Source organism: Actinacidiphila glaucinigra (assembly GCF_035918135.1).
Classification (GTDB): Bacteria; Actinomycetota; Actinomycetes; order Streptomycetales; family Streptomycetaceae; genus Actinacidiphila; species Actinacidiphila glaucinigra.
The window spans coordinates 1,917,358-1,938,085 of record NZ_CP109144.1 but is presented as its reverse complement, the minus strand read 5'-3'; the positions used below and the strand labels follow the sequence as shown (position 1 = coordinate 1,938,085).

The window sequence follows — 20,728 nt, the reverse complement described above, 5'->3', positions numbered from 1 at the left end:
TCAGCCGTCGCCCGCCGCGCGTGTGAGCCAGGCCGTCGCCGCGAGGCTCGCCGCCGACAGCAGGAGCAGCAGCAGCGGGACGGCGCCGACGCCGGAGGCCTCGATGCCCTTGCCGAGTGCCGGCGGGGCCGCCACACCACCGACCATGGACGCGGCGATGACCCATGCCCCCGCGCGGCGCGCCCCCGGTACCGCGCGGGCCAGCCACGGCAGCCCGGTCGGGAAGAGCGGGGCGATGAACAGCCCGACACCCGCGTAGGCGTACGGCGCGAGCGCGGGCACCGCCGCCAGGGCCAGACAGCCCGTCATCCCGGCGCAGCACACCAGCAGGATCCGCGGCGCCGGGTACCTCAGGGCGATCGGGACGACGAGGAACCGTCCCGCGGTCATCATCAGCCAGTACACCGCCGTCGCGGACGCCGCGTACGCCGCCGGGTGCCCCAGGGACTCCAGATGGGTCGGCTCCCAGCCGCCGACCCCCGCCTCCACCCCCACATGCAGGACGTACATCGCCACGAAGCCCAGCAGCACCGGCGTGACCAGCCGCCCCCTCGCGCCCGGCCGGGGGGTGGCGGGCGCGGCGGGCGGCGCCTGCGCCCGGACCCCGCGCGTGCTCAGCGCGAGGACACCCGCGAGGACGGCGCATCCGGCGAACACGACCGCGTAACGGTCGGGGCCGAGCGCGGCGAGCAGGGCGGGACCGGCGACCGCGCCGATCCCGAAGTGGGCGTTGAGCACGTTGAGCATCGCCGCGCCGCGGTCCCCGAAGCCCACCGCGAACAACTGGTTGAGCCCGTAGTCGATACCGCCGAAGCCGAGCCCCGTCAGCAGCGCCGCGCCCAGCGCGAAGGGCCAGTCCGGCGCGAGTGCGAAGGCGCCACCGCCCACCGCCATCAACGCGTACGACACCGTCAGCAGCCGCCGGCTGCCGATCCGGCCGTGGACCGCGTCGAAGAGCAGCACCCCCGCGACACCGCCGACGAAGTGCGCGCTCAGCCCCAGCCCGGCCATCGACGGCGACAGTCCGTGCTCCTGCCGCAGGGCCGGCAGCGCGGGGCCGTACAGCGCCTGGAGGGCGCCGATGAGGACGAACCCGGCGCAGGACGCCACCACTGCGGGCCGGCTGAAGAGGCGGGGCGCGGGCTTGGTGTCGCGCAGGGCGGTGGTCACCGGGACTCCCCGAGGGTGGTGAAGGTGAAGCCGAACGAGGCCGGGGCGGCCTCCAGCCGGTGGCGGGGCAGCACACCGGGCCCGCAGGACTGGCTGCCGATGCCGTGCAGGGCGTGGTCGAGGTTGACCCACAGGGTCTCCCCGGGCACCAGGTCGCAGGTGTGCGCGGCGGCGTCCAGCTCTTCGGCCGTCCAGCGCCGGGCGGCGAACCAGAAGGGCGGGCCGCCCTCGATCGCCACCCCCGTCCCGTCCTCCCGGCGCAGCCGCACCCGGCGGACGTCGGCGCGGGCGCCGTTCTCCTGCGGGCGGACGTACGGGGTCTGCAGGGCGTCGACGGAGGCGGTGTGGAGGCCGATGCGGGAGGCGGCCCGCGTGTCGGGGTAGGCCTCGCCGGGGCCGCCGCCGAACCACTCGGCACGGGTGAGCGTGCCGCACAGGCCGAGGCGGACGCCGAGCCGGGGGAGCGGCAGCGTCCACCGGCCCTCGGGGGTGACCGCCACCGCCAGGTGCAGCCGCTCGCCGTCCGCGGTCCAGCGGTAGACGGTGCGCAGCCCGAGGGAACCGGCTGCGGGGGCGACCCGCGTGGTGACGGTGAGCGCGTCGTCCTCGGCGGCGACGCCGTCCACCCGGTGCCGCATCCGGTGCAGGCCGGCCTCCCGCCACAGCAGGCCGTGGCGCGGGTCGGACTGCCAGGGGGCGCCGAGGTCGTTGTCCGTCGGGGCACGCCACACGTCCAGCCGGGGGCCGGCGAGGGCGAAGCCGTCGAGCAGCGGCCCGGCGCGGGCGGTCGCGCGGATGCCGGCAGACGTCCGCTCCATCCCCGGGGTCTCCCTCCCGTGCCGCCGCCGGCGCCGACGGGTCCTCACGCTAGGGCGCCGGGCGGGAGTCGAACAAGCGCTTCGCGCACACCCCGCCGTGCCTCACAGGGCCGGGAACGGGCCGCCCGCGATCCGCAGCGCGAGCTGCACGACGTCCACCGGGCGGGTGGTGTCCACCCGGTGCACACTGCCCAGGCCCAGCGGTTCGGCCCTCTCCGTCCAGAACCGCCACTCCTCCTCGGGAAACCGCGCGCCCTCCGTGTGCACCGGGTGCCGCGCCGCCGCCCGCTCCCGGAACCTGCGGCGCGCGGTGTCCGGCGGCACGGCGCACCACACCTCGTGCACCTCGGACGCGCCCGCCCGGGCCAGGCCCGCGGCCACCACGGGGCGCATGTGGGCCGGCCACGGGCTCTCCAGCACGGCCCCGACGGGTGCGTCCGCCAGCAGCGTCCACAACGTCTCGCCCGCCGCGGCTCCCAGACTGCGGCTCCACTCCCGGGTGCCGCTCCCGGCCGGGCGCAGCGCGGCCAGCGCGTCGGCCAGGGTCTCCTTCACGGAGTCCTTGCCGAACAGGGGGAGTTCCAGTTCACGGGCGAGCATCCGGGCGAGGGTCGTCTTCCCGGCGCCGGGCAGTCCGTTGACCAATACGGCTAACATGCCGCGACCCTAACCACGCCGCGGGCGGCCGTGGAGGAGCCGCCCCGCCGTCCGCGCGGCACCCGGTGCCTCACGGCGGGGCGGCGGCCGCCTCCTCCGTGACGTCGATGCCCGTGAACCGGGCCCAGTTGCGCCCGATCTCGCCCCACGCCGTCACCGGCCCGCCGTCCAGACGGCCGGTGAACAGCGGGCGCAGGTCGGTGTCGCGTTCCGCCCAGGCCGCGGAGAACTGGCTGCGGGTCACCCGCAGGCTGGTGTTGAGCTGGACGACGGCCGCCCGCGCGCAGTCCTCGCGCCACTCGTCGTCCGTCCAGGCGGCGGACCCCGCCGGAGGCCGCGTGGCGAGCGCCAGGCTGAGGAAGCACGCCGCGTTGTAGTTGACGAGGTATCCGGCGGCGGCCCGGTTCGAACCGCGGTGCCGGGGCGCCGAACCGGCGATGCCCGCCCGGCTGTGGGTGTCCCCGCCCACGTGGTCGGCGCCGGTGCGGTGGTCGGCGTAGAGCAGCCTGCGCAGCCCCCAGTCGGGGCCGCCCCACAGCCGGCCCCAGCGTGCCCAGCCCCCGGTGACCTCCCGCGCCACGTTCCGGAACGCCGCCCGCAGTTCATCCGGACCGGGCGAGCCGTTCTCGCGCAGCACCTCGGCGGCGCTGGCGATCCGCACCGCCCCGCGGAAGGAGCGGCGGCGGGTGCGCAGGGAGGGACGGGGCCGCTCCATGGCCCACCACTGCCGCCAGTAGCGGCGTTCCCCGAGGTTGCGGCGGCCGGGGAGCAGGGTGCGGGCGTACCGCCGCAGGATGGCGCGCCGCGACAGGCGGCCGAGCAGCAGCCGCAGGTGCTCCCGCGATGCGGGTTCGCGGCGCCTCGCCCGCTCCTCCCGGTGCGCCGGGTGGCGGCTCTCCTCGGCGCGGGCGATGGAGAGCCGGTAGGCGGTCTCGATGTGCTCGGGCCACAGCTGGACGCAGTACGTGTAGATCTCGACGGCCCGCCGGATGTGGTCACCGGGGTCGGTGACGCCGGGGAACTGGCCCATCAGTTCCCGTACACCCGCCTGGTGCAGCCGGACCGTGAGGTTCCCCGGCACCAGCGCCGCCGCCTCCTCGAAGTGCTTCAGGGCCCGCTCGTGCCCGGCCCGTTCGCCGTCGACGTCCCGGCGCTTGTTCGCTGCCAGTGCGTCCTCCTGCGCCTTGGTGCCCAGGCGGTAGAGGAGATACGCGTCGGGGTCGTCGCCCCAGCTCTCCCAGCGGGGGATGCGGTCCTGCGAGCGCGGGTCGGCGAGGATCTTGACGGTGCAGTAGCAGGCGACGCGTTCGTACAGCTCCCGGTCGGCGTCGCGCCTGTCCCGGTCGCTGGCGCCGGTCTCGACCTCGCGGCCCTCCATGAGGGTCGCCGCCACCACCGTGTTCTTCGGGGGCGTTCCACGACGTACGGGACGGACCGCCGGGGGAGCGCGCGGTGCCGTACGCCGGCACCGGGTTGCCCAGGTCGACCGATGCCCGCAGAACGCCTGTCGGCGCCAGGTCCCTCGCGGCGGCAGCAGTCACGGTCCTCACGGTGCGGGGTGCAGGCCCGCCCTCGCCGGCGGCCCGTCAGGGCCCCCTGCCCGCGGCTGCCGGCGCCCGTCGCGAGCCCTTCCGGTTGCGGCCGAGCGCCTTGTCAACAAGGTGGCGGGGGCGTTGTCAGTGGCCTCGCCTAGTGTTCCGGTCACTTGATCACGGCGTTGCAGGGAGGCACGCATGGGGTGGGTATCGGTGGGCGACTACGAAGTGGCCCTCGACGAGGGGAAGGTCGTGTGCCGCAACGCGGCGGGCCGCCGGCTGAAGTCGGTGCCGGCGAAGCTCGCGGACGACCCGGTGATCACGGGGCTGCGGCAGCTCACGGAGTGGCTGGAACGTCACGAACGCCGGTGCCTGGCCGACGTCGAGCGCTGGATGGTGCGTTCGCTGCCCGTGCCGCTCGCCGTGATCGGCCGCGTGTGGCCCGACCCCGCGTGGCGGGCGGCCCTGCGCGACCTCGTCGTCACCGGGGAGGACGGACAGGTCGCCGGCTTCCTGCGGGACGCCGGCACCGACCGCGGCCTCGGCCTGGTCGACCTCGACGGCGACACCGTGCGCATCGCCCCGGACATGGTGCGCATCCCGCACCCCGTCCTCCTCGACGACCTGGCGGAGCTCCGGGAGTTCGCCGTCGAGCTGGGCGTGGAGCAGAAGGCGCAGCAGCTCTTCCGCGAGGTGTGGCAGCGGCCCGCCGGACTCGACCCGGAGGGCACGCTCGTCGAGGAGTACGCGGGCGGCACCTTCAAGGAGCTGCGCTTCCTGCACGGCCGCGCCACCTCCCTCGGCTACCGCGTGCGCGGCGGGCACTCCGTCTGCCCCGTGCTGGAGGACGGCCGCGCCGTCGAGGCCCGCATCTGGATCGGCGACTACGACGGCTGGAGCGAGACCGAGACCGGCTCCCTGTCCTGGACCGACACCGCCGGGAAGACCCTGACGTTCGATCAGATCGGGCCTGTCGCCTGGTCCGAGGGCATGCGCATGGCGGCCGCGCTCTACGCGGGACGCGACATCGAGGACGAGGAGCAGGCGGCATGACCACGTACGACCCCACCACCACGGCCGCGCTGCTCGACGCCGGCGCGGTGGTGCCGCCCGGCACCACCACCCGTGAGGACGCCGACACGCTCACCGTCCGCACCTACACCCACCCCGTACTGGACGACCGGCGCGTCGTCCGGCTCGTGCCCGGCACCCTCGGGGAGGCCGAGGACCTCGCCCTGGACTTCCTCGGCCTGACCCGCGAGGACGAGGCTCCCGAGGTCGGCCAGGTCCGCCGGGAGACCCTCGGGTTCCCCGCCTGGGCCCTGGTCAACGACCCGGCCAACGGGCACCACGCGCTCGCCCTCGTCAAGGACGTCGAGCGGCTCGCCCGGATGGCCAAGTCCCGTGCCGGCGCCGCCAAGGACGGCTTCGACGCGCTCGCCGAGCGCCTGGGCCGCGCCGTACCGCACTTCCTGCCCACCTTCCACGAGCAGGCGGCCCGCGTCTTCCTCCAGCACGAGAACACCACGTACGCCGCCGCCTTCTTCGGCAAGGCCCGCGCCGCCGAGCGCGTCCACGGCCTCGCCGTCGACGAGGACCGGCAGCGCGCCGTCTTCCTGGAGTTCGCCTTCGCCGGCGCCCTCACCGTCAAGGCCCTCAAGGAACACGTCAAGGACCTGGCGCGGCGGCTGGACCCGGCCGAGGCATGGCGGCAGTTCCGGCAGCTGACCGTGGAGCGCTGCGCCGCGGGAATGCCCCCGTACGCGTCCCTGCCGCAGGACGCCAGGAGCCTGATCAAGGCCGCCGGCCTCGACCGGGTCACCGAGGAGTGCGCCCTCGTCGCCGATCTCGTCGCCTCGCCCGCCGTCGTCCGCGCCCCCGGGTCCTTCTGGACCGCCTACCGCGCCACCCTCACCGTCCTCGCCGAGCGCGAACCGGCCGTTCGCGCGCGGCTGCTGGAGATCATGCCGACCGGGCTCGGGCACGACGCCGAGGGCGACGAGTTCTGGCTCGCCCTGCTCGTCGAGACGGGCGCCGACACCCTGCTCACCGGCGAGGCGGGCGAGGCCTCGCGGGCCGTCGACGCGGCGGACTGGCTGAGCCGCTGGGCGAGCCACCGCAAGCACGGCTCCGGCGCCTCCGAACGCTCCGCGGCCACCCTCGGCCTCGTCACCCGCATGGCGCCCCGGCTGCGGGCCGACGGCAGGCCCGTCGACCTCTTCACGGGCCGCTGGCACCACGGCGCCGAACTCGACCTGCTCGACCTGTGCGCCGCCGAGAGCGTGCCGCTGACCGTCCCCGCCGAGGACGTCTCCGTACACCTGCCGCTGCGCCAGTGGCTGGAGACCGCCGACCCCGGCCGCCGCGACCTCGTCGCCACCGGCGCCGACCCGCGCCTGCGCCGCCTGCTGTACAAGGCCGTCGGCAGCCTCGGCGAGGACCACGGGCTGCCCGGTGTGGTGGAGGCCCTCGCCGGCCACCCGGTGCTCGGTGACGTCCTGCACGCGTGGCTGGACGAGGCCGCCGGGCAGTTCACCCGCGCCGCCGGCCTGCCCGCCGCGCGCACCGCCGTCCGCCGGCTGCGCCCCTTCCGCTCCGTCGCGGCCCGGGTCAACCCGCAGGCCGTGGCCCGGGTCGCCGCGCACGAGATCGCGCCGCTGCTCGGCCGCACCCTTCGCGAGGGCATCCTCGACGAACTGGGCTGGCCCGCCCTCGAAGAGGGCCTGCGCCTGCTCGACACGGCGGTCGCCAGGAACAAGGACCACACCCTGACCGTCGCCGAGGCCTGGCCCGCACTGATCCTCAACCGCGGGGACAAGGCCGTCGTCGTCGGGCCCGACAAGGTGCTGCTCGAGCACGACCTGCGCATCCCCGTCGAACTCGACCGCTGGAGCCGCCCCCACTTCCGCTGGGCCGACGGCGAACTCCTCGTCATGTGGTGGCAGGACGGCAAGCAGCTCGGCTACTGGTCCGCCCGGGCCGCCGAGGTGTTCACCGTCGGAGGCGAGGAGCTCCCGCACTGGTGGCACGGCCACGTCGCCGCCACGTCGATCCCGCTGCCCGGCGGCGGCCGCGCCACCGGCGGCCGCACCCTGCACGCCGGCGACACCGTGCTGCCGCCCAGCCGGCCCGTCCTCGGCGACGGCACCACGCTCTGGCGCCAGGGCAAGCAGGGCGGCCACGAGGTGTGGATGGAGTACGACCCGGCCACCGGCACCCACGGCCGTGCCTCCCTGCCCGCCTTCCTCCGCTCCGGCATCCGTGACGGAGCGAGGCTGAGCCAGGAGAACTGCGAGGTCCTGCCGCTGCAACCCGGCCTCGAACAGAGCCCTTTCGGCACCGACGGCACCGTCCTGGGCCGCTGGGTCCGTGACGAGGAGGAGGGCGGGGAGACCCGGACCGTCACCGGTACGCCCGACGGCCGCACCGTCACCTTCCCCACCCGGGAGCGGAGGTGGAGTCACTGCGTTCCCCTGGGCGCGCTGCGACTGCCCGGGGCCGAGCCCGTCGTCACGCTCGTGAACCAGACGGTGTCGCTGTACGCGGCGGGCGACGTCACCTGCGACGACGAGCTGGGCAGTGTGGCGCTCACCGAGCCGGGCGGCGACTTCGCGGCCGGCACCCGCTACGTACCGCCGCTCGCCTACTGGCACGCCCTGCGCCCGCGTGACGAGGGGGCCTCGGCGGTGCTGCGCGCCTTCGACGACGAGCAGGCGGCCGAGGTGCTGCGGGTCACAGCGCACGCCCTGGCGGAGCGTCAGGCCGAGGCGAACAGGACCAAGAAGTACACCGGCCCCACGGCGGAGGACGTCGCTCGGACCGCCGTCGCCGCCGCCCTTCCCGCGCTCACGGACGAACGGTTGCTCATCGGCGTCACCGCCCTCGTCCGGGGCACGTTGCGCCACGCCGAGTCCGTCGCGTCCTTCGTCGCCCCGCCCGCCGAAAAGCCCCGGCAGCCGCTCCGGCGCACCGAGGGCATGTTCTGCGACTACAAGCCGCTGCACGGCGACGACACGACCCTTCGCTCCGCCGCCTCCGGCATCGCCGACCAGCAGGGCTACTCCTGGTGGAGCGGCGGCATGCAGTGGAGCGTGCTCCAGCAGATCCGGGCGGTCAACCACGTCCTGTCCGGCAAGGAGGCCGACGGCAAGCCGCTGCCGGACCGGGCCGCGCTGGGCGCCGTCGGCGACGGTTGGCACAGCGAGGAGCACACCGTCCCCGGCATCGGCATGGTGTGGCCGTCCACGCTGGCCGTGCTGCGCCCCCTGGCCTACCGTGCCGCGTCGCCCGTCACGAGTCAGGCGATGCGCGAGGGGCTGCTCCTCCTCTTCGACGCGATCACCGAGGGCCCGCTGGCGGTCCCCGGGAGCGGCCTGCGCGAGATCGTCCTCGGCGAGAAGCACGAGAAGCAGCGACGCGCGGGCCAGGTCCTGCGCAAGGGCGGCCGCACCGTGGTGATCCTCGGTTGCAAGAACATCGACGGCGACCGCGACCGCGTCCACTGGCTCGCCCTCGACCACGACCCCACCGGGGCGTTCGGCGCCGTCGCCCACTTCACCCTGGAGGACGAGACGGACCGCGCGCCCGTCTTCCCCGCCGAGCGGCTCGCCGCCGTCGCCCGCCTCGTCCGCGACAAGGGCCCCGCGCCCTGGCGTGCCGACGCCCCCGCCGCGCTCGCGGCGGCGACCCGTACAGGACTGGGCCCCGTCCAGGCGGCCCTGCTCGTCGCCGGGCGACCGGAGGAGCCGGGCGCCGACGCGCTGGCCCTCATGGAGCTGAAGCCACGCCAGAAGGGCTTCGGTGACGATCTGCTGAACTCGGTCACCCGGCGCGACTGCGCCGCCCTCATCGGATCCCTGCTCCCCGACGACCCCGCCGACCTGTGGACCCACGGCCCCGACACGGCCGCCGCGGGCCGCCTCTGGGAGGAACGCCTCGGCTCCGTCGTCCGCCTGCCCGAAGACGTCGCCGCCGGCCTCGCCGGGGTCACCGCGGCGTCCGCCGAGGCCGTGCTCAACCCCGCGCTGACGCCGTGGCTGAGCCGCACCACGGTGCAGCGCCCCGACAAGGACGGGGACCTCGTCCCGGCCGACCCCTCCGCGCTGCCCGGCCGGCAGGACATCACCCGCTCCGTCGCCGCGCTCGCCGGGCTCGCCTACGGTCTGCCGTACGGCCATCCGCTGCGCACCGCCCTCCCCGAGGGTCTGGCGGCGCTGCGCCGGCGGATGGCCGACCCCGGTCTCCTGCTCGACCTCGACATCGCCTGGACGGAGAAGGGCGGCCCCACCGCCGTCCAGATCCGCAAGGCGTACGGGCTGCCCGCCGCCGGCGGCGCCGGCTCCCACGGACTGACGGACGTGGGCGAGGCGTTGGCGCTCCGCCCCTGGTACAGCGACACCGAGACGGTGCTCGTCCGGCCGGCCGGGCTGACCGGGGCCGACGACCCCGTACTCGGCCTCGTCGAGGGGCTCGTCGGCGTCCAGGGCGGAGGGGGCGTCCAGGCGCTGCGCGCCGTGCTCGGCGACGGACTCGCCCGTGCCCTCGCGGCGGGCGGTGAGGCCGGCGCAACCGCCGGCCACGCCCAGGACCCCACGGTCTCCGTGCCCGACCTCGTCACCGAGGTCGCCGCGGCCCACGGCCTGAGCGAGGACGCCGCCGCGCTCTACCTCCAGCTGCTCGCCCTGCCCGACCCCACGGACCGCGACTGCGCCCGCTGGACGGGCTGGAAGCCCACCCGCATGAAGAAGGCCCGCGCCGAACTGACCGCGACCGGCCTCGTCGTGGAGGCCAAGCGCCCACGGGCCGGCCGCACCCTCTTCCTGCCCTGCGGCTGGCGCGACCTCAAGGCGCCCGCCCTTCCCGTGGAGACCTGGAAGGAAGGCCTCTACCCGGTCCGCGACCACGCCCGCGTCGTGCCGCTGCTGCCCGTGCCCGAGCTGTTCGCCCGCGCCTGGGAACGCGTCCGCGCCGGCGACGCGCCCGCCTTCGAAGAACTCACCACCCGTGCCACCCGGAAGGGCCGCCGCCGATGACCACCACAGCACCCGCCCCCGCCGCGCGGCAGATCACCCCGCCCGAGGACCGGTACGCCACCGAACTCGCCTTCCTCGCCGCCCACGACGGCGGACCGCGCCCGCCCGCCTGGCTGCTCACCCCGCGCGCCGCCGTCACCTTCGTGATGGGCAGCGACGGCCGGGCCCTGCGCCTGCCCGACGACGCCGAGGTCCCCGAGGGCGTGCCGCGCCGCCTCGTCGTCGAGGGCAAGTTCGTCGGCGACCGCGCCCTGGTGGAGCGATGCGTCGTCACCCTCGCGGGGGAGCGCGGCCTGCTCCTCGTCGGCGAGCCCGGCACCGCCAAGTCGATGCTCTCCGAACTGCTGTCGGCCGCGATCTGCGGCACCAGCGGGCTCGTCGTCCAGGGCACCGCGGGCACCACCGAGGACCAGCTCAAGTACGGCTGGAACTACGCCCTGCTGCTCGCCCAGGGCCCCAGCCGGCAGGCGCTCGTCCCCTCACCCGTGCTCACCGCCATGACCCGCGGCGCCATCGCCCGCGTCGAGGAGGTGACCCGCTGCCTGCCCGAGGTGCAGGACTCCCTGGTCTCCCTGCTCTCCGAACGGCGCATCGCCGTCCCCGAACTCGCCGGCGGCGACGACGCCCTGGCGCACGCGGCACCCGGCTTCAACCTGATCGCCACCGCCAACCTCCGCGACAAGGGCGTCTCCGAGATGTCCGCGGCCCTCAAGCGGCGCTTCAACTTCGAGACCGTCGGCCCCATCGGCGACCTCGACGCCGAGACGGCGCTCGTGCGCAGCCAGTCCCGCGCCGCGGTCGAACGGGCCGGCGCCCCGTACCAGGTCGACGACGCCGTCCTGGAGGCCCTCGTCACCGCCTTCCGCGACCTGCGCGAGGGCCGCTCCGCCGAGGGCTGGGAAGTCGAGCGGCCCTCCACGGTGATGAGCACCGCGGAGGGCGTCGCGGTCGCCGGAGCGCTCGCCCTGGCCGCCGCGTACTTCCCCGGCGACCGGGACGTGCTCGGGCTGCTGCCCGGCCACCTCCTCGGCGTCGTCCGCAAGGACGACCCGGCCGACGCAGCCCGGCTGCTCGGCTACTGGGACGGCCCGGTACGGCGCCGCGCCGAGCAGGGCTCCCCGACCTGGCGCACCCTGTGGGAGCTGCGCGCCGTCCTGGAAGGCTGAGCCCGTGTCCCTGCCCCTCACCCCGGACGAGGCCGCCGCGGTCCTCACCGACCCGTCGGCGCCCTACCTCGTCGGCGTACGGCACCACGCCCCGTCTCTGGCGGCCGCGCTGCCCGCCCTGCTCGACGGGGCCGAGCCCGACGTGCTGCTCGTCGAACTCCCCGGCGAGATGCAGGAGTGGCTGCCCTGGCTCGCCCACGAGGACACCCGGGCCCCCGTCGCCCTCGCCGCCGCCCCCGGCGACGGGGGCGACGGCCCGGCCTTCTACCCCTTCGCCGACTTCTCGCCCGAACTCGCCGCCGTCCGCTGGGCGGCGCGGTGCGGCGTCCCCGTCGTCGCCTGCGACCTGCCGCTCGCCGACCGCGCCTGGGACGCCGGACGTACGACGGCTCCGACGGGCGACCCCCGGCCCGGACTCCACGCCGCCCTGCGCGCCCGGCTCACCGGCCGTCCCGGCGACGACCTGTGGGACCGCCTCGTCGAGGCCACCGCCCCGGGCTCGCCGCCCGAGGCGCTGCGCCGCGCCGCGCTCCTGACGGGATGGGCGCTGCGCCGGGACGCCGCCGAGGGCGCCGGCGTGCCCGCCCTCGACCTGCGCCGCGAGCAGTGGATGCGGGCCCGCGTCGCCGAGGCCGCCGCGGACGGCCGCCGCGCCGCCGTCGTCGTCGGCGCCTTCCACGCGCCGGCCCTGGTCCCGGCCGGCCTGTGGCCGCAGGGCACCGCCCCCGAGGACGACCCGGAAGCCCCGGACGCCCCGCACGCACCCGGGGGCGGCGCGGCGTGGACGACCTCCCTGATCCCCTACGCGTACCCCCTGCTGGACGAACGCTCCGGCTATCCGGCGGGCATCCGCGACCCCGAGTGGCAGCACATGGTGCTGGAGGCGGCCGGCGACCCCGGAGCCCTCGACGAGGTGCTCACCCGGGCCGCCGTCCGCATCTGCGCCGAACTGCGCTCCCAGGGACACCCGTCGGGCCCCGCCGACGCGCGCGAGATCAGCCGGCTCGCCGGTGACCTCGCCCGGCTCCGCGGGCTGCCCGCGGCCGGCCGGGGAGAGCTCGTCGAGGCGGTGCAGACCGTGCTGGCCCAGGGGGAGCCGTACGGCCGCGGACGGGCCGTGGCGCGCGCCATGGAACGGGTGCTGGTCGGCACCCGCGGCGGCCGCCCGGCGCCCGGCGCGCCGCGCAGCGGCCTCGCCCCCGCCGTCGAGGCGGAACTGGCCGTGCTGGGCCTGCCCGCCCCCGGCCCGGACGCCGCGGCCCCGGCCGACGCCCGGGACCTGCGCCTGGACCCGCTCCGCTCCGATCTCGACCGCCGCCGCGAACTCCTGCTGCGCAGGCTCACCGTGTGCGGCGTGCCCTACGCGGAACCGAAGGACGTCAGGGGAGCGGCCGGTACCGAGGGCCTCACCACCCGATGGGAGGTCCGCTGGACACCCGCCACCGCGGCCATGCTCACCGCCGCCGGGGTCCGCGGCGTCACCGCCCTCCAGGCCGCAGAAGGCGTGCTGCGCGAACGCCGCCGCCAGGAGACGGACGAGGGCGGCCCGACCGCGGCGCAGACCCTCGCCGGACTGGCCCAGGCCGCGGAGTGCGGGCTGCCCGCGCTCGCCGGGGAACGCCTCGCCGAGACCGGCGAGGCGCTCCCCGCGACCGGCACCCTCCCCGAACTCCTCGCGGGACTCGCCCTGCTGGACCGCGTCCGGGCCGGGCACATCGCCGGGCTCGGCGCCGACGAGGCCCGCGCCGCCCGCGTCGCCGCCGTCGCCGAGCTGCTGACCGCGGCGGCGGTCCGCCAGGTGGACGGCCTCACCGGCTCCGAGGACCCCGCCGACGCGCACGCGCTGCTCGAACTCGCCCACCGCGCCGACCTCCTGGGCGGCGTCCGGCTCACCGACGCGCTCGCACGGCTCGCCGCGGACGGCTCCCCGCTCATGCGCGGCGCGGCGGGCGCCGTCCGGGTGCTCCTCGGGCACGAGGCGGCCGAGACCCTCGGCGCCCGTGCCGCCTCCTGGGTCGACGCGGCGGGCGACCCCGACTCCCGGGCCGCCCTCACCGCCCGGCTGACCGGGCTGCTGACGGCGGCCGGCCCGCTGCTCGAGGCGGCCGCCCCCGCACTGGAACCACTGCTCGACCGCGTCCGCGACCTGCCCGACCGGGCGTTCCTCTCCCGGCTCCCGGCCCTGCGCGGCGGCTTCGACACCCTCAGCCCGGCCGCCCGCGACCGCCTCCTGGCCGCCGTCGAGGAACGCCTGGACGCCGAGGGCATCGCCGACACCGCGGGCGTCGACCCCGTCGCCCTCGCCACCTGGACCCGTGCCGACCTCGCCGCCCGCGCGGCCCTGGACCGGCTCGCACTGCTCCCGCCCCACGCGACGCCGCCCTCGCACGGGCGGGCCGCCGAGGACGGCCCCACCAGTCCCACCAGCCCCACCGGCCCGGCGGTGACGGCGTTCCCGGCCGGGCCCGACGCCGCGGCGTCGCCGGGCACGCAGCGGTCCGCCACCACCCCCGGCGCACCGGGCGAGGCCCCCGCCGCGGCCCGCACCCTCGCGCCCGCCGACCGGTGGCGCCTCGTGCTGGGCCGCCGGGGCGACCGCCTGCCGCCCTCCGCCGCCGCCCTGGCCACCGCGCTGGACGAGCTGTACGGCAACGGCCGGGGCGAGGGCAGCCGCGGCGACCTCGGCGGCCACGGCGCGGCCGGCGACCGCGGTGGCCGCGAGGCGCCCTACCCCGGGGTGCGCGAGTGGTCCGAGGAGCTGGCGGCGCTGTTCGGGCCCGGCATCCGCGAGGAGGTGCTGGCGACCGCCGCCGCGTCAGGCCGCAAGGACGTGGTCGCCGAACTCGACCCCGACAGCGTGCGCCCCTCCGTCGACCTGCTGCGCACCGTCCTGCGCCACGCGGGCGGGCTGCCGGAGTCCCGGCTGGCCGCGCTTCGCCCGCTCGTACGGCGCCTGGTCGAGGCACTCACCCGCCAACTCGCCACCCGGCTGCGCCCGGCGCTGCACGGCACCGTCCTGCCGCGGCCGAGCCGGCGCCCCGGTGGCGGCCTCGACCTGGCCCGTACGCTGCGCGCCAACCTGGCCACCGCGCGCCGCGCTCCCGACGGCACCGTCCAGGTGATCCCGGAGCGGCCGGTGTTCCGCGCCCGGGCGCAGCGGGCCGCGGACTGGCGGCTGATCCTGGTGACCGACGTGTCGGGGTCCATGGAGGCCTCCACCATCTGGGCCGCGCTCACCGCCTCCGTCCTGGCCGGGGTGCCCACCCTGTCCACGCACTTCCTGGCGTTCTCCACCGAGGTCATCGACCTCACCGACCACGTGGCGGACCCGCTCTCCCTCCTCCTGGAGGTGAGCGTCGGCGGCGGCACCCACATCGCCGCCGGGCTGCGGCACGCCCGCGAACTGGTGACCGTGCCCTCCCGCACCCTCGTCGTGGTCGTCAGCGACTTCGAGGAGGGGTATCCGCTCGGCGGCCTCCTCGCCGAGGTCCGCTCCCTGGTCGGAGCCGGCTGCCACGTCCTGGGCTGCGCCAGCCTCGACGACGCCGGGCGCCCCCGCTACTCCACCGGCGTCGCCGGGCAGCTCGTCGCCGCGGGCATGCCGGTCGCCGCCCTCAGCCCCCTCGAACTCGCCCGCTGGGTAGGGGAGAAGATCACATGAACCAGCAACTCCCCCCGGTCGCACCCGCCGTGACCGCGGAACTCGTCGAGGCCCTCTCGCCGCGGCTGCGCAAGCGCCTCGATGCCGCAGTGGCCAAGCTCGCGGCCCGCCCGGCCGTCGTCGACGGCGACACCGTGCGGATCGCCGTCGACGACGACACCGACCTCGAACTCCTCGCCCCCGGCGGCACGGTGACCCGCGCCGAGGACGTCCGCTGCGGCTGCCTGCTCGCCCCGGACTGCCTGCACCGCGCCGCAGCCGCCTCGGCCGCACCCGTCGCCGAGGCCTCCGGGCCGGCAGCCGAGTCAGCCCTGCCGGAGCCCGAGGGGAAGGCGGCGTCCGCAGCCGAGCCCGAGACCGCCACCCCGGAGCAGCGGGCCGCCGCCGGCGCCCTGCGCGCCGCGGGCGCGGCCGCCCTCGACGCGGGCATCGACGGCTCCGGCGCCGTCGTCCAGGCCGAACTGCTGAGGGCGGCGCACTCCGCCCGGCTGGCCGGACTGCCCCGCGCCGCGGCCGCGGCGGTCTCCGTCGTCACCCGGCTGCGCGCCGCCCGCGCCGCCGATCCCGGGCACCGCCTCGCCGACCTGGTCGCCGCGCTCCGCGAACTCCTCGGCACCGCGCACCGCGTGCCCCACGCCACCGGCACCGAGCTGGCCGCCGTGCGCGGCACCGCCCGGCAGCCGTACACCCCCGACGGCTCGCTGCGGCTGTACGGGCTGTTCTCCGAGCCCGTCCTCACCGCGAGCGGCTACGCGGGCGCCGTCACCTGGACGACGGACGCCGACGGCCGCCTCTGCACCGTCTCCGACGTCGCCCCCGGCGGCCCCGGCCGCGCGACGGGCGCCGCCGACCGGGCTGTGCGCATCGGGGACACCGCCCTCACCCACCGCGAACTCTCCCGCGCGGGCCTGGCCGTGTCCGGCGCGACGGTCTCGCCCACCGGCCGCCTCGGCGCGGGCGCCGCCGTCCGCGCCGTACGGGCATCCGGCGCCGCCTGGACGGCCGAGCCCCTGGACCGCCTGTGGCGGGTGCCCGTCGCCGAGCAGGCCGTGCGCGCCCTCGGCGCCGACGACGGACTGCTCTTCCTCGACGTCACCCTCGCCGGAACCGTCCGCGAGGCCGGCGGCGACTGCCTGCTCGCCCGGTGCGACGACCTGACGATCCGGCTCGCCGCCGCGCACGACCACCCCGCGTTGCCCCACCGCGACAACCTGCGGCTGCTCGCGGACGCGCCGGGCACCCGGCTGCGTGTCATCGCCCGGCTCGACCCCGCCCCCCACCCCCGCGCGCTGCTGCTGGCCACCAGCCACCCGGCCGATCCCGAGGCCCGCGTCGACACCGGGCTCGACCGCCTGCAGCGCGCCGACCTCCCCGCCGCCGCACCGGCGGTCCCCCTGCCGGCGCCCGACGCGCCGGACGAGGCCCCCGTCCACCTTCTGCTCCGCCGCGTCCACCAGGCCGCCTCCGGTGGCCGCCGGGTCCTCGCCCTGCCCACGAGTTCGGCCCCCGACGCCCGGCGCCTGCGCCGCGCCGCCCTGCCGACCGCCGCGGACCTGGTCGACGACATCCACCGCGCCGCGGCCGACCGCGGCCGCGACGCCTTCGGCCGCCTCCTGCCCGCCGACACCGACCGCTTCGCCCTCGCCTGGCTCGCCGCCGCCGTCTACGCCGACGAACTCTCCCGCGCACTGTGCGCCGCGGCCTGGGGCGCCGACCCGTCAGCCGACCCGTCAGCCGACGCCCGGGTGCCGCCCGTCGGGGCGGTGGGCAGCCCGGCGTAACGGCTCAGCGGCGGAGGGAGCGGCGTGCCGGCGGGCAGCCCTCCGCCGACCAGTCGGGAGGAATGCACGGCTGCTCGCCACCAGGGCCGGATCCGGGGGCGAAGACGCACCCGCTCCATGTGCAGCGCACCCGGGCCCCGGCCCCGGCCGCCTCGAGCAGCCGCGCGGCGTTCTCGGCCACCCCCAGCGAGACATCCTCCAGAACCACGAGTGGTACGGACTCGAGGAGTTGCCTGCTCCGCCAGGCACTCAGCCCCGTCACGGACCGAAGCGCCCGTACGACGTCCAGCTTCCGGTCCGCGTCCCCGGCCCCGGTCAGCAGCACGCTGTACGCCGGTTCCTCCACCCTCTGCCCCCCTCAGATCTCAGCCCCGCCCCTCAGGACACGATGTCCTTCCCCCGGAAGCCGCGGAAGGCCAGCGCGACGAACACCACTGCGAAGGACAGCGACACCGAGGTGCCCTTGAGCATGCCCGACCACTCGAGCCTCGGCTGGAGCGCGTCGATCCAGGCGTACTGCCAGTGCGTCGGCAGGACGTCCCGCAGCGAGCCCAGCGCCGTGATGGCGTCCAGGATGTTGGAGAGGATCGCGACGCCCACGGCCCCGCCGACCGCCCCCAGCGGCGCGTCGGTGAGCGTGGAGAGCCAGAGGGCGAAGCCCGCGACGGCCAGTTGGCCCACGAAGACGTACAGGGCGGCGATCGCGAGCCGGCCCGTCGCGGTGCCCGGGGGCAGCGCGCCGGCCGTGGTGAGCTCGAGGTCGCCCCAGCCGTAGGCGAGCGTGCCGACGCCGAGCGCCACCGTGGGCAGCGCCAGCACGGCGGCGGCGCTGAAGACCAGGGACACCAGTGCCTTGGAGGCGAGCAGCCGGGCGCGGGGCACCGGGGCGGCCAGCAGGTAGCGCAGGGAGGACCAGTTGGCCTCCGAGGCGATCGTGTCGCCGAAGAACAGGGCGACCGGGATCGTCAGCAGGAAGCCGGAGGAGACGAAGAGCACCGCCAGCGAGAAGTTGACGCCGGAGGCGGTGGCCACGTCCATCATCGTCGGGCCGGAGTTCCGACCCCGCGGGGTGCCGCCGATGGCGAAGGCCGCCCACACGATCACGGGCAGGCCGAGCACGACGCCGAACGCGACGAGCGTGCGCCGCCGCAGCAACTGCCGTACCGCCTCGACCCGCAGCGGGAGCGTGCGGCCCGGACGGTATCCCTCGGCCAGTTCCAGGGTCTCGGTCACGCGGGACCTCCGATCAGGGTCAGGAACGCGTCCTCCAGGCGGCGGTGCGGGCCGACCCGCTCCACCGGCACGTCGAGCCGCAGGAGTTCGGACAGCAGCTCCGGCACGGTCATCCCGCCCGGCCGGACGAGCAGCCCGCCGTCCGCGGGCTCGGCCGCCTCGACGCCGGGCAGCGCCGACAGCTTCGCGGCGACCGCCTCCCGCTGCTCGCCGGCCATGCCCGGGGCGCCGACGAAGAGCGCCTGCCCGCTCCCGGCGATCTCGCCGACCGGACCGGCCGCGACGAGCCGCCCCTTGTCCATCACGACCAGGTGCGTGCAGCTCTGCTCGACCTCCGACAGCAGGTGGCTGGAGACGAGGACGGTACGGCCGGCGGCCGCGTAGCGCCGCACCACGTCGCGCATCTCGCGGATCTGCGGCGGGTCGAGCCCGTTGGTCGGCTCGTCGAGGATGAGCAGGTCGGGCAGGCCGAGCATGGCCTGCGCGATGGCGAGCCGCTGCCGCATGCCCTGCGAGTACGTGCGCACCGCGCGCTCCAGGGCCTCGCCGAGGCCCGCGATCTCCAGGGCCTCCTCGACGTGGGCGTCGGCAGCCGGCCGGCCCGTCGCCCGCCAGTACAGCTCCAGGTTGGCCCGCCCCGTCAGGTGCGGCAGGAAGCCCGCGCCCTCCACGAAGGCGCCCACCCGGGACAGCACGGGCGCACCCGGCCGGATCGCGTGGCCGAACACACGGATGGTGCCCGCGTCGGGCCGGATGAGGCCCATCATCATGCGCATCGTGGTCGTCTTGCCCGCGCCGTTGGGGCCGAGGAGCCCCAGCACCTGGCCCCGCTCGACCCGGAACGACAGCTCCCGCACGGCGTAGCGGTCCGCCGCGCCGCGGTACCGCTTGGACAGTCCGGTGATCTCCAGGGGCACGTCCGCGAGGGCCGGGTCCGGCGCCTGCCGCACCGCGCCCGCCCGGCGGCGGCCGGTCAGCAGCAGGGCCGCCGCCAGCGCGAGCGCGCCGACCGGAAGCAGCCACACCCAGGCGGGCAGTGCGCCCTGACCGGTGGTCAGCCCCGGGTCGGTCGGCACGGTCAGCGCGCCGCCCTCGGGCAGGGACACCCGGTACGTGGCGGCCTCGACGGGGGAGGCGTAGCCCAGGTCGGTGGTGGACAGGACCAGCCGCAGCCGGTGGCCGGCGGCGAACTCGTGGTCCACGACGGGCAGCCGCACCGACACCGTGCCGTCCCCCGCGACCCGCAGCGGCGCGACCAGTTGGTGCGGCAGCGTCTCGTTGCCGCCGGGGGCCACGTCGTAGAGCTTCGCGAAGAGCACCGCGCCCGCGGGCGCGTCCGTTTCGACGGTGACCCGCGTCGTCGCGGCGCCCGTCAGCCGCAGCGCCGAGGTCAGCGGCGCCGAGTCGAAGGCGGCGCGCTGACCGGGGAAGTCCAGGGACAGCGACAGCCCCTGGCCGAGGTCGGAGAGCTGCGAGAGGGCGCCCACACCGGGCACCGCCGAGATCGCGGGCGGGCTGCCGCCGGCCGGGTTGGCGACCGTCTGCGCGCGCCCGCCGAGCGGGACCGTCCGGGTCCGCGTGCCCTCGAGCCCCGGGTACGCGTCCGCGTCCGCGCCGCGGCGCACCGCCCTGCCGTCGGTGGTGTCGACGCCTCCGGTCCGGGTGACGCGGAACGCGGGCCCGGTGTCGGCTGCCTTGTCCCGCTTCAGCCAGCGGTCGAACCAGGCCGTGGTGCGCGCCTCGATCCGGGACGTCTCCTGGTCGCCGCCGTCGTGCCCGCCGGAGAACCAGTCGACGGCCACGGGCGCGCCGTTCGCGGCGACGGCGCGGGCGATGGCGTCGCCCTGGTCCAGCGGGAAGAGGGAGTCGTTCTGGCCCTGCACCACCAGGGTCGGCACCTTGACGCGCCCGGCCACCGAGGAAGGGCTGGAGCGCGTCAGCAGCCGCAGCGTCGCGGCGTCCGGGCGGCCGGCGACGGCCGACCGGTCGTACATCGCGCACAGTTCGGCGGTGAAGCCGCACGTGGCGCCGCGCGAGCCCGTGGAGAAGAAGATCCCCGCCCACAGCTTCTTGAACACGCCCTGCGGGAACAGCGATTCGCCCAGGTCCCACCAGGTGATCGCGGGCACGATGGCGTCCACCCGCCGGTCGTACCCGGCGGCCAGCAGCGAGATGGCCCCGCCGTACGAGGCCCCCGTGACGCCGACCCGTGGGTCGTCCCGGCCGTCGCGCAGCACCTCGGGCCGCCGGCCGAGCCAGTCGACGAGCCGCGAGACGTCGGCGACCTCCGCGTCGGGGGAGTTGAGCCCGATCCGCCCACCGGAGGCGCCGAAGCCCCGCGCGGACCAGGTCAGCACGGCGTAGCCGCTGCGGGCGAGGGACTCGGCCTGGGCCCTCATGTCGTCCTTGCTGCCGCCGAATCCGTGCGCGAGCAGCACCGCCGGGCGCGGCGCCGACCCGCCGGAGGTGAAGTAGGAGGTGTCGATCCGCACCTTCGTGGCGCTGCCCGGTGCCTCGGGCATGGAGAAGACCCGGTCCTGGCGGCGCACGGGTGCGGGGGAGTCGGCCGTCGCGAGGGTGACGGCGCCGCCACCGGCGAGCAGGGCGAGGGCGGCGGCGCCGGCCGCCAGCCGGCGCCGTGTGCGCCAGGTCCTGGGCAGGGCGAATCGCATGCG

Annotated in this window: 11 protein-coding genes and 1 pseudogene; 5 read left to right on the top strand and 7 right to left on the bottom strand. The window is 76.7% G+C overall.

Annotated elements, in window-relative coordinates; translation table 11 throughout:
• The 4 genes and pseudogenes from OIE69_RS08545 to OIE69_RS08530 all read right to left on the bottom strand — a co-directional run bounded on the left by OIE69_RS08545 (window position 1) and on the right by OIE69_RS08530 (window position 4,038).
• On the bottom strand, window positions 1-1,170 hold the full coding sequence (locus tag OIE69_RS08545; RefSeq protein WP_326571337.1) for an MFS transporter: 1,170 nt from the start codon (window positions 1,168-1,170) through the stop codon (window positions 1-3).
• Window positions 1,167-1,955: pseudogene (locus OIE69_RS08540) on the bottom strand (beta-galactosidase small subunit); the annotation flags it as partial. The pseudogene OIE69_RS08540 and the gene OIE69_RS08545, both read right to left, overlap by 4 nt.
• 135 nt (window positions 1,956-2,090) lie before the next feature.
• Window positions 2,091-2,645 carry an AAA family ATPase gene (locus OIE69_RS08535; RefSeq protein WP_326571336.1) on the bottom strand — a complete coding sequence of 185 codons (555 nt, stop codon included), beginning with the start codon at window positions 2,643-2,645 and terminating at the stop codon, window positions 2,091-2,093.
• Window positions 2,646-2,715: 70 nt separating this feature from the next.
• The gene (locus tag OIE69_RS08530) at window positions 2,716-4,038 is read right to left on the bottom strand and encodes a hypothetical protein (protein WP_326571335.1); all 1,323 of its coding nucleotides are present in this window, start codon (window positions 4,036-4,038) and stop codon (window positions 2,716-2,718) included.
• A gap of 340 nt (window positions 4,039-4,378) precedes the next feature.
• Here OIE69_RS08530 and OIE69_RS08525 point away from each other — a divergent pair, with 340 nt between their 5' ends.
• Genes OIE69_RS08525 through OIE69_RS08505 form a run of 5 tightly spaced genes read left to right on the top strand, consistent with a single transcriptional unit; the run spans window position 4,379 to window position 16,820 of the window.
• On the top strand, window positions 4,379-5,233 hold the full coding sequence (locus tag OIE69_RS08525) for a DUF4132 domain-containing protein (RefSeq protein WP_326571334.1): 855 nt from the start codon (window positions 4,379-4,381) through the stop codon (window positions 5,231-5,233).
• Complete coding sequence (locus tag OIE69_RS08520) at window positions 5,230-10,212, top strand: hypothetical protein (RefSeq protein WP_326571333.1); 4,983 nt, start codon at window positions 5,230-5,232, stop codon at window positions 10,210-10,212. The genes OIE69_RS08525 and OIE69_RS08520 overlap by 4 nt, the downstream gene beginning before the upstream one ends.
• Window positions 10,209-11,378, top strand: a complete 1,170-nt coding sequence (locus OIE69_RS08515) for an ATP-binding protein (RefSeq protein WP_326571332.1) — start codon at window positions 10,209-10,211, stop codon at window positions 11,376-11,378. Before OIE69_RS08520 ends, OIE69_RS08515 begins: the two co-directional genes overlap by 4 nt.
• A 4-nt stretch (window positions 11,379-11,382) precedes the next feature.
• A complete protein-coding gene (locus tag OIE69_RS08510) occupies window positions 11,383-15,039 on the top strand; it encodes a vWA domain-containing protein (RefSeq protein ID WP_326571331.1) in 3,657 nt (1,218 codons plus the stop codon).
• Window positions 15,036-16,820 carry a hypothetical protein gene (locus OIE69_RS08505; protein ID WP_326571330.1) on the top strand — a complete coding sequence of 595 codons (1,785 nt, stop codon included), beginning with the start codon at window positions 15,036-15,038 and terminating at the stop codon, window positions 16,818-16,820. Before OIE69_RS08510 ends, OIE69_RS08505 begins: the two co-directional genes overlap by 4 nt.
• Before the next feature lie 4 nt (window positions 16,821-16,824).
• Here the strand turns inward: OIE69_RS08505 and OIE69_RS08500 are convergent, their stop codons facing one another.
• From OIE69_RS08500 to OIE69_RS08490, 3 genes are read right to left on the bottom strand one after another with little or no spacing between them, the layout of a single operon-like run.
• Entirely contained in the window at window positions 16,825-17,166 is a 342-nt protein-coding gene (locus OIE69_RS08500) for a ribosomal protein L7/L12 (RefSeq protein ID WP_326571329.1), read from the bottom strand.
• A 32-nt stretch (window positions 17,167-17,198) separates the two neighbouring features.
• Window positions 17,199-18,053, bottom strand: coding sequence for an ABC transporter permease (locus OIE69_RS08495; RefSeq protein ID WP_326571328.1), 855 nt, complete (start codon window positions 18,051-18,053; stop codon window positions 17,199-17,201).
• Complete coding sequence (locus OIE69_RS08490) at window positions 18,050-20,725, bottom strand: alpha/beta fold hydrolase (RefSeq protein WP_326571327.1); 2,676 nt, start codon at window positions 20,723-20,725, stop codon at window positions 18,050-18,052. Before OIE69_RS08490 ends, OIE69_RS08495 begins: the two co-directional genes overlap by 4 nt.
• Between the last annotated feature and the right edge of the window lie 3 nt (window positions 20,726-20,728).